Annotated in this window: 15 protein-coding genes; 5 read left to right on the top strand and 10 right to left on the bottom strand. The window is 57.9% G+C overall.

The window, feature by feature from the left end; genetic code table 11:
* The gene (locus AC07VV_RS19995) at positions 1-3582 is read left to right on the top strand and encodes an ATP-binding protein (protein WP_495037246.1); all 3582 of its coding nucleotides are present in this window, start codon (positions 1-3) and stop codon (positions 3580-3582) included.
* A gap of 169 nt (positions 3583-3751) precedes the next feature.
* Positions 3752-5809: an autotransporter outer membrane beta-barrel domain-containing protein gene (locus AC07VV_RS19990; RefSeq protein WP_495037245.1), complete on the top strand. Its 2058-nt coding sequence runs from the start codon at positions 3752-3754 to the stop codon at positions 5807-5809.
* Positions 5810-5882: 73 nt separating this feature from the next.
* On the opposite strand, the gene AC07VV_RS19985 is transcribed toward AC07VV_RS19990, so the two are convergent.
* The gene (locus AC07VV_RS19985; RefSeq protein ID WP_495037244.1) at positions 5883-6446 is read right to left on the bottom strand and encodes a DUF4174 domain-containing protein; all 564 of its coding nucleotides are present in this window, start codon (positions 6444-6446) and stop codon (positions 5883-5885) included.
* Positions 6447-6655: 209 nt separating this feature from the next.
* On the opposite strand from AC07VV_RS19985, the gene AC07VV_RS19980 reads away from it, so the two are divergent.
* Positions 6656-7120 (top strand): GNAT family N-acetyltransferase, encoded by a 465-nt coding sequence (locus AC07VV_RS19980; protein ID WP_495037243.1) that lies wholly within the window; start codon positions 6656-6658, stop codon positions 7118-7120.
* Here AC07VV_RS19980 and AC07VV_RS19975 read toward each other — a convergent pair.
* On the bottom strand, positions 7110-7439 hold the full coding sequence (locus tag AC07VV_RS19975; RefSeq protein ID WP_495037242.1) for a hypothetical protein: 330 nt from the start codon (positions 7437-7439) through the stop codon (positions 7110-7112). The genes AC07VV_RS19980 and AC07VV_RS19975 overlap by 11 nt on opposite strands.
* A 13-nt stretch (positions 7440-7452) precedes the next feature.
* Positions 7453-8238, bottom strand: coding sequence for a sulfite exporter TauE/SafE family protein (locus AC07VV_RS19970; protein ID WP_007951595.1), 786 nt, complete (start codon positions 8236-8238; stop codon positions 7453-7455).
* Between the two features lie 294 nt (positions 8239-8532).
* Between AC07VV_RS19970 and AC07VV_RS19965 the strand changes: the two genes are divergently transcribed.
* A complete protein-coding gene (locus tag AC07VV_RS19965) occupies positions 8533-9204 on the top strand; it encodes a hypothetical protein (RefSeq protein WP_495037241.1) in 672 nt (223 codons plus the stop codon).
* A gap of 21 nt (positions 9205-9225) precedes the next feature.
* On the opposite strand, the gene AC07VV_RS19960 is transcribed toward AC07VV_RS19965, so the two are convergent.
* The gene (locus tag AC07VV_RS19960; protein WP_495037240.1) at positions 9226-9975 is read right to left on the bottom strand and encodes a hypothetical protein; all 750 of its coding nucleotides are present in this window, start codon (positions 9973-9975) and stop codon (positions 9226-9228) included.
* 246 nt (positions 9976-10221) lie between these two features.
* Here AC07VV_RS19960 and AC07VV_RS19955 point away from each other — a divergent pair, with 246 nt between their 5' ends.
* Positions 10222-11370, top strand: coding sequence for an aldose epimerase family protein (locus tag AC07VV_RS19955; protein WP_495037239.1), 1149 nt, complete (start codon positions 10222-10224; stop codon positions 11368-11370).
* Between the two features lie 109 nt (positions 11371-11479).
* Here AC07VV_RS19955 and AC07VV_RS19950 read toward each other — a convergent pair whose 3' ends face one another.
* From AC07VV_RS19950 to AC07VV_RS19925, 6 genes are all read right to left on the bottom strand, one after another.
* The gene (locus AC07VV_RS19950; protein WP_495037238.1) at positions 11480-11743 is read right to left on the bottom strand and encodes a PAAR domain-containing protein; all 264 of its coding nucleotides are present in this window, start codon (positions 11741-11743) and stop codon (positions 11480-11482) included.
* Between the two features lie 93 nt (positions 11744-11836).
* Positions 11837-12052 (bottom strand): hypothetical protein, encoded by a 216-nt coding sequence (locus AC07VV_RS19945; RefSeq protein WP_495037237.1) that lies wholly within the window; start codon positions 12050-12052, stop codon positions 11837-11839.
* Between the two features lie 149 nt (positions 12053-12201).
* Positions 12202-12645, bottom strand: coding sequence for an SUKH-3 domain-containing protein (locus tag AC07VV_RS19940; protein WP_495037236.1), 444 nt, complete (start codon positions 12643-12645; stop codon positions 12202-12204).
* Positions 12646-12715: 70 nt separating this feature from the next.
* The gene (locus AC07VV_RS19935; RefSeq protein ID WP_495037235.1) at positions 12716-13186 is read right to left on the bottom strand and encodes a hypothetical protein; all 471 of its coding nucleotides are present in this window, start codon (positions 13184-13186) and stop codon (positions 12716-12718) included.
* 86 nt (positions 13187-13272) lie between these two features.
* Positions 13273-13704 (bottom strand): hypothetical protein, encoded by a 432-nt coding sequence (locus AC07VV_RS19930; protein ID WP_495037234.1) that lies wholly within the window; start codon positions 13702-13704, stop codon positions 13273-13275.
* 85 nt (positions 13705-13789) lie between these two features.
* Entirely contained in the window at positions 13790-14044 is a 255-nt protein-coding gene (locus tag AC07VV_RS19925; RefSeq protein WP_495037233.1) for an Imm32 family immunity protein, read from the bottom strand.
* Positions 14045-14131 lie beyond the last annotated feature (87 nt).

The raw sequence follows: 14131 nt of genomic DNA, 5'->3' as shown, positions 1-14131 counted from the left end.
ATGAGGTTCGGGCGACTGCTGAGCGCGTTGACCCTGACATGGCTGGCACTGGCAGCGAATGCCGGGCCACTGACCCTGCTCAGCCGCGCTGGCGACGATCAGGTCGCATTGTCCCTCACCAGTGCCCAACTCCAATGGCTGGCCAGCAAAAACGTGCTGCGTGCCGGGGTGTATGCGCCGGATCGACCACCGCTGGACAGCACCGCCAATCAAAAGGATTACGAAGGGCTGTCGGCGGATTACCTCGACCTGCTGGCGCGCAGCCTTGGCTTGCGGGTCGAGATCGAGCCATATGCCAACCAGGCGGATGCCCTCGCCGCACTGCAACGGGGCGAAGTCGATTTGGTGCCACGGATCAATCACCTCGAGGCGAACTACAGCGATCTGCGCCTGAGCGCGCCTTACGCTTACGATCAGGCCGTGCTGATCAGCCACTTCGGCACCCACTGGCCCAATGATCGGTTGCCCGCCGGCACCACCGTGCTGTTCGATCAGGACTGGATCACCGAAGAACGGGTGGCATCGTTGTTTCAGGGTCATCCGCTGCGAGCCGTCGATTCGACTCAGCAAGGTCTGGGTCTGGTGGCCTACGGTGAAGGCACGGTGCTGCTGACCGATGCGATCACCGCGCAGTACCTGCTCGAACGCAGCTACCAGCAGAGCCTGAAACAAACCATCCAACGGGACTCCGAGGGGTTGGGTTTCAGCTTCGCCGTGCAACAGGATGATGCGCGATTGTTGAGCCTGCTCAATGCCGCGATGGCGAAGATCACGCCTCAGGAGCGCACCGTCATCGCCCGACGCTGGGGCATCGGCGCCAACCCGAAACTCGGTTACAACCGCCTGCAACTGACGGCCGCCGAACAGCAATGGATCAAGGATCATCCTCAGATCGAGGTATTGGCCAACGATCGCTATTCACCGTTCAGTTTCTTCGACAACGCAGGCCAGTTGCGCGGCATGGCGGCCGACCTGCTGGAGACGATCAACGACCGCACCGGCCTGACGTTCCGGCCGAGCAAGATGTCCTCCGTCGACGCCATGACCGGCCGCGCGCAACGGGACCCGCCCAGCCTGATCGGTGCGATGACCTACAGCGCCCGGCGCGACGAGCGCCTGACGTTCTCCCGGCCTTACGTGATCAACCCGTTCGTGCTGGTCACCCGCACGCAACCGGAACGATCGGGCCTGGCCGGTCTCAAGGGGCAACGGGTCGCGATCATCAAGGATTCGGCCGCCGCCAATTGGCTGGAGCGTGAATGGCCGGACATCCGCACCGTGCAGGTCGACACACCGATCGAGACCTACGAACTGCTCGCCGAAGGCCAGGTCGATGGCGTGATACAGCCGCAGATGGGCGCGGCGTATCTGATCGATCGCTTCTTCCGCGGCCGCCTGCAAATCGACTCGGTACTCGGTGCGCAACCGGCGCTGATCGGTTTTTCCAGCGGCAAACAGAACGCCATGTTGATCTCGATCCTCGACAAGGCACTGCTCGATATCGCGCCGGATGAGTTAAGCGACCTGGCCAATCGCTGGCAGAATTCGCAAGACAGCCAGGACGACTGGAGCACGTACAAGAACTGGATTTTGCGCGCGGTGCTCGCGCTGTTGACGGTGCTGTTGGCCATTCTGGCGTGGAACCACGGCCTGCGCCGGCAGATCGCCGAGCGGCAAAAAGCGCAAAAAGCCTTGAGTGATCAATTGCTGTTCATGCAGGTGCTGGTCGACGGCACGCCGCATCCGATCTACGTGCGCGACCGCAAAGGTCTGCTGCTGAGCTGCAACCGCGCGTATCTGCAGGTGATGGAAGTCGAGCCGCAGCAGGTGCTGAACAAGGGGCTGATCGAGGCAAACATACTGCCGCTGGACACTGCCCACCAGTACAAACGCATCCACCGCGCGACACTGGAAAGCGGCGAACCGTCGTTCGACAACTTCACCATGTCGGTCAAGGACAAGACTTATCACATCTACCATTGGGCCCTGCCCTACCGCGATTCCGACGGGACCATGACCGGAGTGATCGGCGGCTGGATCGACTTCACCGAACAGCAACATCTGCAACACGCCTTGCTCGCGGCCAAGCATCAGGCCGAGGCCGCAAACCGGGGCAAGAGCCACTTCCTGGCGGTGATGAGCCACGAAATCCGCACACCGATGAGCGCGCTGATCGGCGTGCTTGAACTGCTGCGCCACCAGCACGCCCCGCGCCCGGACGACACCGAACTGATCGACATCGCCCGGCAATCCGCCGGCGGCATGATGGAGTTGATCGGCGAGATTCTTGACCTGACCAAGATCGAAGCCGGGCAGTTCGAACTGCGCAACAGCCGCTGCCATCCCGAACGGCTGGCGCGCACAGTGCTGCAAGGATTCGCCAGCCTGGCCCGACAGAAAAACCTCGAACTGAACTTCATCAGCGACAACGCCGACAGCGCCGTGGAGCTGGACTCTCTGCGCTTTCGGCAGATTCTTTCGAACCTGCTGAGCAATGCGATCAAGTTCACCGCCAAGGGCACAGTCACGGTCGAACTGAGCCTTGTGCCCGACGGCGACCTTGCCCGACTGCACCTGACGGTGCGCGATACCGGTATCGGCCTGGACGAACAGCAGCGCGAACGCCTGTTCCAGCCTTACACCCAGTTCGAGGCCGACGATGGGCAAGTCGGCAGCGGTCTCGGGTTGTCGATATGCCGGCAATTGACCGAATTGATGGGTGGCCGTCTGACCTGCGACAGCCAGCCCGGACAGGGCGCGTGTTTCACCCTGGACCTGCAGCTCAAGCGATTGCCGGATGACGAGTTGCAACCGGCAATCGACAACGAAAACCTGCCACCGCTGCCCGCACGCCACGTGTTGATCGTCGAGGATCACGAGTTCAACCGCGTGGTGCTGCAGCGTCAGCTGGAATCACTGGGGATGCGTGTCACCTGCGCCGAAAACGGCATCGAAGGCCTGCGCCTGTGGCGCGAAGACACGTTCGATTACCTGATCACCGACTGCAACATGCCGCTGCTCAACGGCGACAGGATGACCCGCCAGTTACGCGCCATCGAAGCCGCCGAGGGGCGCGCTCCCACCCATGTACTGGGGCTGACCGCCAATGCCCAATCTGAGGAAGTCCAGCGCTGCCTCGATGCCGGGATGAACGATTGCCTGTTCAAGCCGCTGACTCGTGATGCGCTGGAACGTTATCTGCGCGATGCCGAACAAACCCGGCAGGCAAGCGCGCCGTGTTTCGAATTGTCGAAAGTCACCGCTATCACGGCGGGAGACATGAGCCTTACCCGGCAACTGCTCGCGACGGTATTACGCACCAATCAGGAAGATTTCGAGGCGATGCAGGCGTTGTTTCAGGCCGGCGATTTACCGGGGATGAAACGTTGCTGCCACAAGATCCTCGGCAGCGCGCGGATCATTCACGCCGCGCCGTTGATCGCTGCGTGCGAACAACTGGAGTCGACCTGTGAAGTCAGCACCACGCGCCAGGAAGTGCATCGGTTGTTTGAAGCTTTCGGGCAGCAGATGAAGCGTTTGCAGTCACACCTGCAAATGGCCTTGCACAGCGCCTCTGTGTAGGACGCTTCCTACAAAAACTTGGGAAGTGCCTGCGTTACCCCGCCCCCTCGCCTGCGCAGAATTCGCCGCCTCTTCTCCCTGTTGTCGGCGGATCATCATGTTTGTGTCGGGTATGCGGTTTTCTCGGGTTTCGATATCGGGTGCAATGTTGGCGCTGGGTGCGTTACCCATGGTCGCGCAGGCGGCCAGTTGCGACAGCGTGCCTTGCCTGACCTCGCCACAGGCCAACCTGTTGGTCGATAACGGCTCGACGGTTTATGCCGGCACCGACGCAATGCTGAGCGACAGCACCGTAAGCCTCGGGGAGATTCGGTTGCTGGATGCCGGCGTGGCCAGCGGCACCACGATCAAGGACAGCGGCAGGCTGCACGCCCAGGACAGCGCGAAGCTCGCCGACACCGTGATGGATAACGGCATACTGTTATTGACCGGTTCCGCCACGGCGCTGACGACCCGGGTCAACGACGGTTTTTTTGAAGTGACGCAAAATGCGGCGGTCAGCGACACCCGGCTCGACGGTGGCCAGATGTATGTCTACGGCGATGCATTGGCCAAAAACACCCGCGTCGCCAACAGCTTGATGACGGTCTATCAGAGCGGCCATGCGCAGCAGACCACGGTCAATGCCGGAGGCGAACTGGCGATCAACGACGCCGCATCGGCTGACGAAACCGAGATCAATCAGGGCGGCACGATGACCAGTGTGGCTGGCACATCGGTTTCCAGCACTACGGTCAATCAGGGCGGTTTGATGGTACTGGGCGCCGGAGCCGCTGCGAGCGACACCACCCTGAACGACGGTGCGATGCTGCGCCTCAAAGGCGATGCAACCTTGAGCGGCGCCAACCGCGTCGACGGCCGCGTCGAGTTTGCCGACCCCGCCATCAGCGGAGCATTCCACACCCTGACCATCAACGGTCCGCTGAACGGCGCCGGGACGTTCGCGATGAACACCGATCTGGCCTCATTGCGTGGTGACCTGCTCAAGGTACAAGGCTCGATCAGCGATCTGCACACCTTGGTGGTGGCCGACTCCGGTAACGCGCCGAGTGGCACACAGCAGTCTCTGAAACTGGTCGAGGGCAACGGCGGCAGCGGAGACTTCCAGCTGTTCGGTGGCACGGTCGATGCCGGAGCCTACCGTTATTCGCTGCAAAAACAGGGGAATGACTGGTACCTGGGCAAACCGGCGATCAGTACGCCGGATGAAAATATTCAGGAGCCGCAGATTCCCCCCGTCGACGGCCAGCCCGAAACCGTGGTGCAACCGCTGGTGATTCAGCCGCCAGCAACACCGCAGCCACAACCGCAAACGCTCAGTAAAGGCGCGAACGCCGCTATCGCCAGTCAGGCCGCCACCGCCGCATTGCTCGACGCACAGAACGGCAGCACCCGACAGCACTTTTCGGATTTGCGTTCGGGCAAGGATCAGGGCGGCATCTGGGCTCGCGGTTACGGCGCCGAACAACGTCTGGACACTCGCACCAGTCGCGCCTTCCGGCAGCAGGCCAACGGCATGGAAATCGGTGCTGACCAGGCGCTGCCAATGGCCAATGGCACGCTGTACGTCGGAGCCCTGTTCGGCCAGGGTCAGGGCCGCCAGGATTTCGGTGAGCGCAGCAAGGGCACGATCGACAGCACCACACTCGGTGCCTACGCCAGCTATCAGGATCAGGGCGGGTTGTATGTCGACGGTGCCCTGAAATATTCGCGGCTGGACAACGAGATCAAGATCATCAGCAACCTCGGTGAACCGGTCAAGGCCCGTTACAACAACCACGCCCTGAGTGCCGAGGCGCAGATCGGCAAGGTCATCGATCTGGGGCGGGACTGGTTCGTCGAACCTCAGATCGGCATGCAAGTGACGCGCATCAGCGGCGCGGGTTACACCGCCAGCAACGGACTGGAGGTGCAACAGGATGCAATGACCTCGGTGCAGAGCCGGGTCGGCGGTCTGTTCGGGCGCGAACTGCAACTGGACAAGGGCCTGCGGATCAAGCCGTACGTCAAAGCCGCCTGGGTGACTGAACATGCCGGCGACAGCGCCGTGAAGGTCAACGGCGCACGGCTGGACAGCCAGCTGCCGGGCTCACGGGCGGAGCTGGGGGGCGGATTGATGCTGACGGCCGCGCAAAACCATCAGGTGTATGTCGAGGGGCAGTACGTCAAAGGCAACGATATCGAACAGCCCTGGGCGGTGAATGTCGGGTATCGCTTCAACTGGTAATGGCCGGGCAATAAAAATGGCGAACGGATAAAACCGTTCGCCATTTTTTGTTCAGGTCATTCGACTCACGCCATCAATCATCCGGCATTTCCGCAGGTTTGGCTGGCTTCGCGGGTTTCGCCGGTTTGCCGCCCTTCGTCCCTTTGGTGGGTGCCGCTTCAGCGGCCACCGGTGCTGGAGGCGGCGCTGCGAGTTCTTTCTCGGCGGCAGGCAGTGCATCGATGGTGTCGAAGACTTTCTTCAGGTCGACCGATTTCGCCTCGTCACCTGAAACGGAAAGCTTGGTCTCCCCGTCCTTGCCCACCAGGAAAATTTTCGGGTAAGCCCCGGCACCCAGCTTCAACGAGCGCAACAGCCCCATGGTGTCCTGCTGGCCGAGGTCCTTGCCGTCGAGCTGGCCGAACATGTTGAGGATGGTGTAGACCTTGAGCTTGCGGTCGGCGATGCCTTGCTTGTTGGCCGGATCTTCCAGCGACTTTTTCAGGCCTAGCCAGACAGGGTCGACCGTACTGCTGGCGATCACGATCAAGGGACGGTAGTTGCCTTTGTCGACGTCCAGCGGGGAATCGTTGTCGCCAGCGAACAGGGGGCCGGCAATCGCCAGCAAGAGTGTCAGGGTCAGTGACCTGATGAGCATGCGCATCTCCTTTTGATATCCACGCTCTAATGATTGCGCATCGTGGCGATTGTTCCGGGGTTACCCGGCAAATATGTTTCGCCTTGTTCAAAGCGTAGGTCAGCAACGATTTTGCGCAACCGGATGCGCTCGATCATGTCGTGCATTTGATTACCTTTCATGACCGCATTAGGGTGTTTGTCCTGCTGATGAAACGGAGTTCAAGCCCCATGCACATAGACTACCTGTGCGATCACCCCGAACTGATTGAAGAACTGGCCGAGCTCAACTTCAAGGAGTGGGGTGAGTACAAACCCGAAGACACCCTCGCCAGCCGCACCGAACGTATGCGCGCCGCCTGCGGCAAAGGTGCGATCCCCAGCGTGGTGGTGGCGATCGAAGACGGAAAACTGCTCGGCGGTGCGCTGCTGATCGACAGCGACATGGACTCGCGTCCGCAACTGACGCCGTGGCTGGCCGGGGTCTACGTGAAGGCCGAACAGCGTGGCCGCGGGATCGCCTCGCAACTGGTCAACCGCATCGTCGAGGAAGCCGCCGCGCTGGGCCTGCCACAGTTGTACCTGTACACCGATGCGGCGCAGTCGCTGTATGCGCGACTGGGTTGGGAGGTGGTGGAAGAAATGGAATACGACGGCTTGCCGGTGACGGTGATGAAACGTTCTATCAGCCAGTGATCGCTTGGTTCAGCGCCGCTTCCAGCCCGGATGAATCAACGCATCGGCCGTCAAGCCGAATTATTCCGTCATCGAGGCTGAGGCTCAACGTCACCGCAGGCTTGTCGCCCGGATACTTGCGCAACAACAACTCGATGCCGTGGTCGCTTTCTTTACTGGTGGACATCAGATCCCACTGGCTGTCGCTCAAGTCCAGCAGCGTCTGCTGGCGCTGCCGATCGACGACGAGTGGCGCGTAGAGCCAGTGGCTCATGCGTATTTCCCGGGGCTCGACCGTGATGGCGAGGCGGCCATTGCAATGGAATGTGGTTTCGCTCATGGCTGCCTGCCGATCAGAAGGCCAGTTTGTAGCCGATCAGCACCAGCATGGTCGCCAGGCACGGGCGCAGCAGTTCATCGGAGACGCGCCCGGTCAGGTGGCTGCCGAGCCAGATGCCCGGCAACGAGCCGATCAACAAAAAGCCCAGCACGCCCCAATCCATGTTGCCCATGCTCGCGTGACCAAGGCCGGCGACCAGGGTCAGCGGTACGGCGTGGGCGATTTCGGTGCCGACCAGACGGCGGGTCGGCAGCAGCGGATAAAGGATGAACAATGCGACGGTGCCGAGGGCGCCGGCGCCGATGGAGGTCAGGGCGACCATGGTGCCGAGGATCAGACCGGTGATGACGGTCATGACATTCAGGCGTGCACCGCTGGGGTTGTAGTTGCCGCCGGCACGTTTGTGAGCGAATTCCAGCAGGCGTTTCTTGAACAGAATCGCCAGCGCCGTGGCGAACAGCACAAAACCCAGCGCCTGCTTGATGATCGCGTTCATCGCGTCCGGCGCGGTGTGCAGGGTGCTGAGGAACCACAAGGTCATCGCCACCGCTGGGACACTGCCCAGGGTCAGCCAGCCAGTGATGGCCCAGTCGATGTTCTTGTTCTTCCTGTGCACCAGCACACCGCTGGATTTGGTGATGGCAGCGTACAGCAGATCCGTGCCCACGGCCGTGGCCGGATTGATGCCGAACCACAGCAGGATCGGCGTCATCAACGAACCGCCGCCGACACCGGTCATGCCGACGATGAACCCCACGACCAGCCCGGCAATCACCAGGCCGAAATTTGCCAATTCCATTAAGACGTCCAGACGAACCACAGGAAAATCCGGCCCGCAGCATAACCAGTTTTCTTATAACGCCCTATATCGATAGGATCTATCGTTATTCTTTTTCATTCATCAACTTTTCATGGGCAACGGCAACCGATCAGGCAACCGATGGACCATGGATCGTCCTGATACCTTCGGATAGTGGTTTGTAGAGAAAGTCCTGTGACATGCTCGGCAACGCCATCATTCAGCCACTAGTCACAGGCACACCATTCAGTATGTGAAGGCTGTCACCCACTGAAACATTCCAAGGAAGAAGAAATGCAAGCGAGCACCACTGAAGAGACGTGTTATTGCTGTGACAAACCGAGTGAAGGACGGGAGCATGTCCCCCCACGCTGCCTGTTCCCCAAAGGCGAAGATGCAGGGTTGGCAGATCTGATCACTGTGCCTTCCTGCGCCGAACACAACCCTGATCAATCTCACATTGATGAGCAACTCATGCAAATGCTGGTCGGGACCTCAGCTGGCGTACACCCGGAAGTACTCCAGCGGACTGTGCGAGGGATTATTCGCCACGTTAAGAAGGACAGTCAGATCATTGGCCGTTTCGGCATAGAAAAAGTCGCGCCAAAACAGTACATCCAGCATCCGACCGGGCCAGTTAATTTCGAGGTAATCGAACAGGCACTCGAAAAAATTGCCAAGGGTGTCTATCACCATCACACGAAAGAGGAACAGAAAATTGACTCGGTGCTTGCAGTTCACCCTCTCTTTCTGGGCATCGACGAAAGTGCGACACCTGAGGCACGCGAAAAAATTCTCGACCTGATTGCCTTGGCGCACTGCGATTTTGAAGAGTTTCCAAGCCATGGCCTGAACCCGCAGTATTTCGCCTATCAAATCATCGACTACCCAGGCCATGTTTTCATCAACCTGAAATTCTACGATCAAAAAATCGCGAGTGTCGTCTGCCGTCTCCCCAACCAATAAAAGAGAGTCGGTCCGACACTTTTACTGCACTGGTAAAAAATTCAAAAACAGCAGGCTCTGGGCGTAATTCAAACCGATGCGCCGGTAGCGCTCGTCGAGCATCTGGGTCAGCAAGTCCAGACGCGCCACGACTTTGCCGAACTCCGTGGCGAAGCTCAGATTGCTGCCCTCCTCGGAAATCTCGTTGGAGAACAGCAGCGGCTGACCTTCCTTGTTCTGCCGCTGGGCGAGGATCCACGTGGCTTTCTCGATGTTGCGCGCGGCGTTGTTGACGAAGGTCGGGTTGATCTCGTCGGTCATGTAGAACTCGGTGCGGTTGCCGTGGGCGGTGACCAGCATGCTGCCGATCGCATAGATAAACGCACCGACCCGGTCACCGAGAAACTCCGGGCTCATCGCATAGCTCAACGCTGCGAGATCTTTTTTGCCGCCCAGCGTCGGCAAAGGCTGCTGCTGTTCGATCGCCAGCCGCACCTGCTTGACCGCGGTGCGAATGTCGAGGAAGCCGGATTTGCGCAGCTCGTCCGGGTTGCGCAAGTACAACTTGCCCATCAAGCGATAGAGGCTGTCGAGGTTGTCTCGCATCGCCAGCGTGGCCATGCGATCGACGCTGGACTGGAGAAACTCCTGAGGCCTGCCCTCGCGCATCTGGTTGATGAAATTGTTGCCGTCCTGATGGCTGCAGCCGCCGAGCAACAGCGTCGACAGGCAGGCCAGCAACAGGCACGGGCGATGAATAAATGCAGCGATTGGGCGAAAAACTCTCGACATGAATTCTTTGAAGGACACATTCCTGTGCGGCGGGAGTCACCGCAACCTGGCCATGGATAGAGCCGGGGATTTCGCAAAAGTGCAGTGCCGCAGCGATTTCCCGACCTTCGGCGCGGGTTGCCTCTTCAATTTAGTCGGACTTTATTTTTGCAATAAACGTTTAATCCGCTATAAATTTCCATTCACACGATAATTAGCATGACTATTTAACGATTTTCAAAACAACAACAAAATGGAAGGTCAACCATGCTTCAATCCCGACACTCACTCTGCGGCCTCGGACTGTCCCTGATGATCGCCACCCTCTCCGCCCAGGCCGCCGGCCTGACCAGCGAACACAAAGCCTTCGGCAAAACCAATGACGGCACGCTCGTCGAACAATACATCCTGCGCAACAGCCACGGCATGCAGGCCACGGTCATCACCTACGGCGCGACCTTGCAGGCGCTGCAGGTGCCGGACAAACACGGCAAATTCGACGACATCGTCCTCGGCTTCGACGATGTGCAGGGTTACCAGAAAGGCACCGCGTACTTCGGCGCGACCATCGGCCGCTTCGGCAATCGCCTGGCCGATGGCGCCTTCGAACTCGACGGCAAACGCTATCAAGTGCCGCAGAACGACAAGACCAATGCCTTGCACGGCGGCACTCAGGGCTTCGACAAAAAAGTCTGGAAGGCGAAGGAAACCAAGGACCAGGATTCGGTCGGCGTGACCCTGACCTACCTGTCGGCGGATGGCGAAATGGGTTTCCCCGGCAACCTCACCACCGAAGTCACCTACCGCCTCACCGACAACAACGAGCTGCGCATTGACTACAAGGCCAGCACCGACAAACCGACGGTGCTCAACCTGACCAACCACAGTTACTTCAACCTCGCCGGCGCCGGCAATGGCGACATCCTCAAGCAAGTCGCCACCCTGCACGCCAGCCATTACACCCCGGTCACCGCCAAACTGATCCCGACCGGCGAACTGGCCCCCGTGGCCGGCACGCCAATGGACTTCACCCAACCCACCGCCATCGGCCAGCACATCAAGGCCGATCACCCGCAGTTGAAATTCGCCGAACCGAAACACGGCGGCTTCGACTTCAACTGGGCGCTGGACACCAAAGGGGACGCAAGCAAACTCGCCGCCGAAGTCAGCGACCCGCAATCCGGTCGCCACTTGCAGCTGTTCACCAATGAACCGGGCGTGCAGTTCTACACCAGCAACTTTCTCGACGGCACGGTCAAGGGCAAGGGAGGCAAGGTTTATCCGCACTGGGGCGCGTTCACCCTGGAGACCCAGCACTATCCGGACTCGCCGAATCAGCCGAACTTTCCGAGCACCCGACTGGATCCCGGTCAGGCCTACACCCAGAACGTGGTGTTGAAGTTCTCCGCGAAGTAAAAGCAAAAGATCGCAGGCTGCGATCTTTTTATTTTTTGAACCCCTGGACTAGCTGCTGCCCACTCTGAATATCGACCGGGGCAAACAGGGGTAAAAGAAACTCAGAGACTCAGCTGATTACGGCACCTTTCGGGCCACTGGCAATCAGCGCCGCCCCACAGGCGGTTTTCATACCGTCCAGCTCGATGGGGGTGCCGTCCACGGTGTAAGTGCTGCTGCCCTCGGCAATCGGGAAAACCCCTTTGCACAGCGGGCAACTGACCTTGTGACCGACTCCGGCAATCGGCTTGCCGTTGAGGTCGGTCCGGGAGAACGCTTCGAGGACCTTGCCACCGTGAGTGGTGGAGTCGCCCAAGCGAATGGCGTCTTTCATGTTGTCACTCCTTTGACGGATGAGGTGGCTCAGACCACCAGCACGTCCGGCGAGCCAAGCACCTGCGATCGGAAGCCCTGGCGAAAGTTCTCGTCAGACTCTGCGCAATAACTCCAGCTCGCCCCAATCAGACGCAAGATTGCGCTCTGCCAGAAAGTCGGATACGTCCAGAACGGTTTCGCCGAGATGCTCTGCCTCAACTGTTTTCCACAGTGAATCGCATTCGGTACAGACGAGGACTTCTTCGCTTGTTTTTTTTACTTTAACGATGGCCAGATCACCGTACTCGCCACAAGTCGGGCATTGCATATCAGTTCCTGTTTCACTGGAAAAGCATTGATGTAAGCGATGGCCTTGCTTGATATAGCAGAGGCTGCAGATGAGTCATTCAACATCAGCCGACGGGGTCAAAATCGTATCAGCACCAACAGACAGACGAACTCTTTACACTCACCAAGTCATGGGGACTCGCACCACTCAAGGGCCTTGCGCCCGAATATCAGGGTTTCCATGGCCTGAATGAAGTCACGTCCCTGCATCCAAAGTGCGTCATGGATAAGGCTCAAGACGTAGCAGCGACCGCGCTCGTCCATCAACAGCGCGCCGTGGCCGTGCTGGACTTCGGCGATGCTCACCAAGGTACTGCCCAGGCGTTGCTGCCACTCAAGGAACTCTTCGCTCCCATGCAGATGTTCAAAGGTGCCGAATTCGACATCACTGGTAGCGCATTCCTCACCTGCGCCGCAGGTGCCCACCCGCAACCCGGCAAGTTGCTCGATCAAGGCCGCGGCCGGGTGTTCAGGTGGGACGAAAACCGGCAGTGGTTCGGTGCTGGTAGTGGGCCAGCCTGCGGCGAGAAACAGTGGACGCAGGCTTTCGGTAAGTTCGATCAGCGGGGGCATGTTCAGCATCCGGTCACAATCAGTGTTGGTAACAACAACGTACGATTTAAAAAGGCGCCGTCTGGCTATTTCAACGCTTCGGCCCTCTTGAGTTCGACTCTCCATCAAGAGCTGCTTTTGTGGCTAGCTGTTCGAACGCCCGACTGAAATCGCCAATCCTGTTGATCATCTCGAAAAACCACTCAAAAGACTCCTGCACAAAATCTTCATCGGAAACTCTGTCAGGATACATGACGCAAAATAAGGCTCTTATGGCAGCGTCCTCGTTATCTTCAATATCGACATCGCGCCCCTTCGTCTCCAGAAAATCCCAACATTTGACCCTGGCAGCATTCACCTCTTTTTTATTTTCTCCCCCCTCAAACCAGTATCTGTGCGCAGCTGTAAACGCACCGTTGACAACAGGGGACACTTCTTCGTCCTGAAGAACCATACCGACGCCCGCGCACATGAACTTCATTATGTTCCGAGTTGCATCGGCTTCAGCTTTACCTTTACTCAACAGATCTGAAAAATTAACAATTTTCTCATGACTAATCATGGTGGACTCCAAGTGTTTCGAAATCATTAACTCCACGACTCTCTTGATTCGCCACCTTCAGCCCCTCAGCCTACCAATGTCAAATATCATTTAAATTCAAAGTATTCAATCATCATCTTAATAGGTGTTTTCATGTCCACCTTCAAAAAACCCAACACTTCAAAAAACCACGAAAGATTATCTCCCATTACAGAAATATCATCTTCATCATTTGACAGCAGGCAAATAGCTAGTCTCGCCAGCAATATTTCCCTATCTTGCACGTTTCGTATTGCTCCGTCCTCATCGATTTTGTCCCACCAAACAGAAGCTTCGATCTTACAGCTTTCGATTGGGATCCTCCCGTCCACATAGTCTTTAGCAAGAAGCAGAGGATCATTCTCACAGTCAGAAAATGTAATACCCAATGCATCCAAAACCTTTATCAAAAATCCAACCTGCTGCTTAAGCGCCTCGGAATTGTCAGCCGGCCGAACAATCGCGCCAACATTATATCTCTTAAAATCAATTTGATTCATGCGAAGCCGACCTTAAATTCATCACTCTTTTGGCTAGAGAACTTACCGTCGTTAAAGTTGACAACTTTACGACTGACTCTCACACTTATACAACTTTCACCAAACAGCTATTCAGTGCTATGAAGTCCACATTCGCTTCATGGTCGAAGTCTTTGACCACATCTTGAAGGTGCATATGTTCAAGGCCATTCGCAGACATTTCATATGACGCATTAATTAGAAAAACACCAAGCTCTCTAATCGTTTGTGGATCCGCATGAATCGAAACCTCATCAAGCTGGATACTTTCACCACTCCCGATATCGGTTCCGTACACAGTGAATTTAGTTAATTTTTCCATAGATTTAATCTTGATCCCGAAGGCAGTCCTTTTCTTTCCGCGTGAGTTCAGAGACGCTACCCCGCGCACTATCACTCTGAGCCCCTT

It is taken from the genome of Pseudomonas sp. GW821-FHT02C04 (assembly GCF_059421845.1).
This window is presented reverse-complemented; position numbering and strand designations above follow the sequence as displayed.

Excerpts from the sequence above, each read along its gene's own strand:
- AC07VV_RS19995 (WP_495037246.1), top strand. The coding sequence starts at position 1 with ATGAGGTTCGGGCGACTGCTGAGCGCGTTGACCCTGACATGGCTGGCA.
- AC07VV_RS19990 (WP_495037245.1), top strand. The coding sequence starts at position 3,752 with ATGGTCGCGCAGGCGGCCAGTTGCGACAGCGTGCCTTGCCTGACCTCG.
- AC07VV_RS19985 (WP_495037244.1), bottom strand. The coding sequence starts at position 6,446 with ATGCTCATCAGGTCACTGACCCTGACACTCTTGCTGGCGATTGCCGGC.
- AC07VV_RS19980 (WP_495037243.1), top strand. The coding sequence starts at position 6,656 with ATGCACATAGACTACCTGTGCGATCACCCCGAACTGATTGAAGAACTG.
- AC07VV_RS19975 (WP_495037242.1), bottom strand. The coding sequence starts at position 7,439 with ATGAGCGAAACCACATTCCATTGCAATGGCCGCCTCGCCATCACGGTC.
- AC07VV_RS19970 (WP_007951595.1), bottom strand. The coding sequence starts at position 8,238 with ATGGAATTGGCAAATTTCGGCCTGGTGATTGCCGGGCTGGTCGTGGGG.
- AC07VV_RS19965 (WP_495037241.1), top strand. The coding sequence starts at position 8,533 with ATGCAAGCGAGCACCACTGAAGAGACGTGTTATTGCTGTGACAAACCG.
- AC07VV_RS19960 (WP_495037240.1), bottom strand. The coding sequence starts at position 9,975 with ATGTCGAGAGTTTTTCGCCCAATCGCTGCATTTATTCATCGCCCGTGC.
- AC07VV_RS19955 (WP_495037239.1), top strand. The coding sequence starts at position 10,222 with ATGCTTCAATCCCGACACTCACTCTGCGGCCTCGGACTGTCCCTGATG.
- AC07VV_RS19950 (WP_495037238.1), bottom strand. The coding sequence starts at position 11,743 with ATGAAAGACGCCATTCGCTTGGGCGACTCCACCACTCACGGTGGCAAG.
- AC07VV_RS19945 (WP_495037237.1), bottom strand. The coding sequence starts at position 12,052 with ATGCAATGCCCGACTTGTGGCGAGTACGGTGATCTGGCCATCGTTAAA.
- AC07VV_RS19940 (WP_495037236.1), bottom strand. The coding sequence starts at position 12,645 with ATGCCCCCGCTGATCGAACTTACCGAAAGCCTGCGTCCACTGTTTCTC.
- AC07VV_RS19935 (WP_495037235.1), bottom strand. The coding sequence starts at position 13,186 with ATGATTAGTCATGAGAAAATTGTTAATTTTTCAGATCTGTTGAGTAAA.
- AC07VV_RS19930 (WP_495037234.1), bottom strand. The coding sequence starts at position 13,704 with ATGAATCAAATTGATTTTAAGAGATATAATGTTGGCGCGATTGTTCGG.
- AC07VV_RS19925 (WP_495037233.1), bottom strand. The coding sequence starts at position 14,044 with ATGGAAAAATTAACTAAATTCACTGTGTACGGAACCGATATCGGGAGT.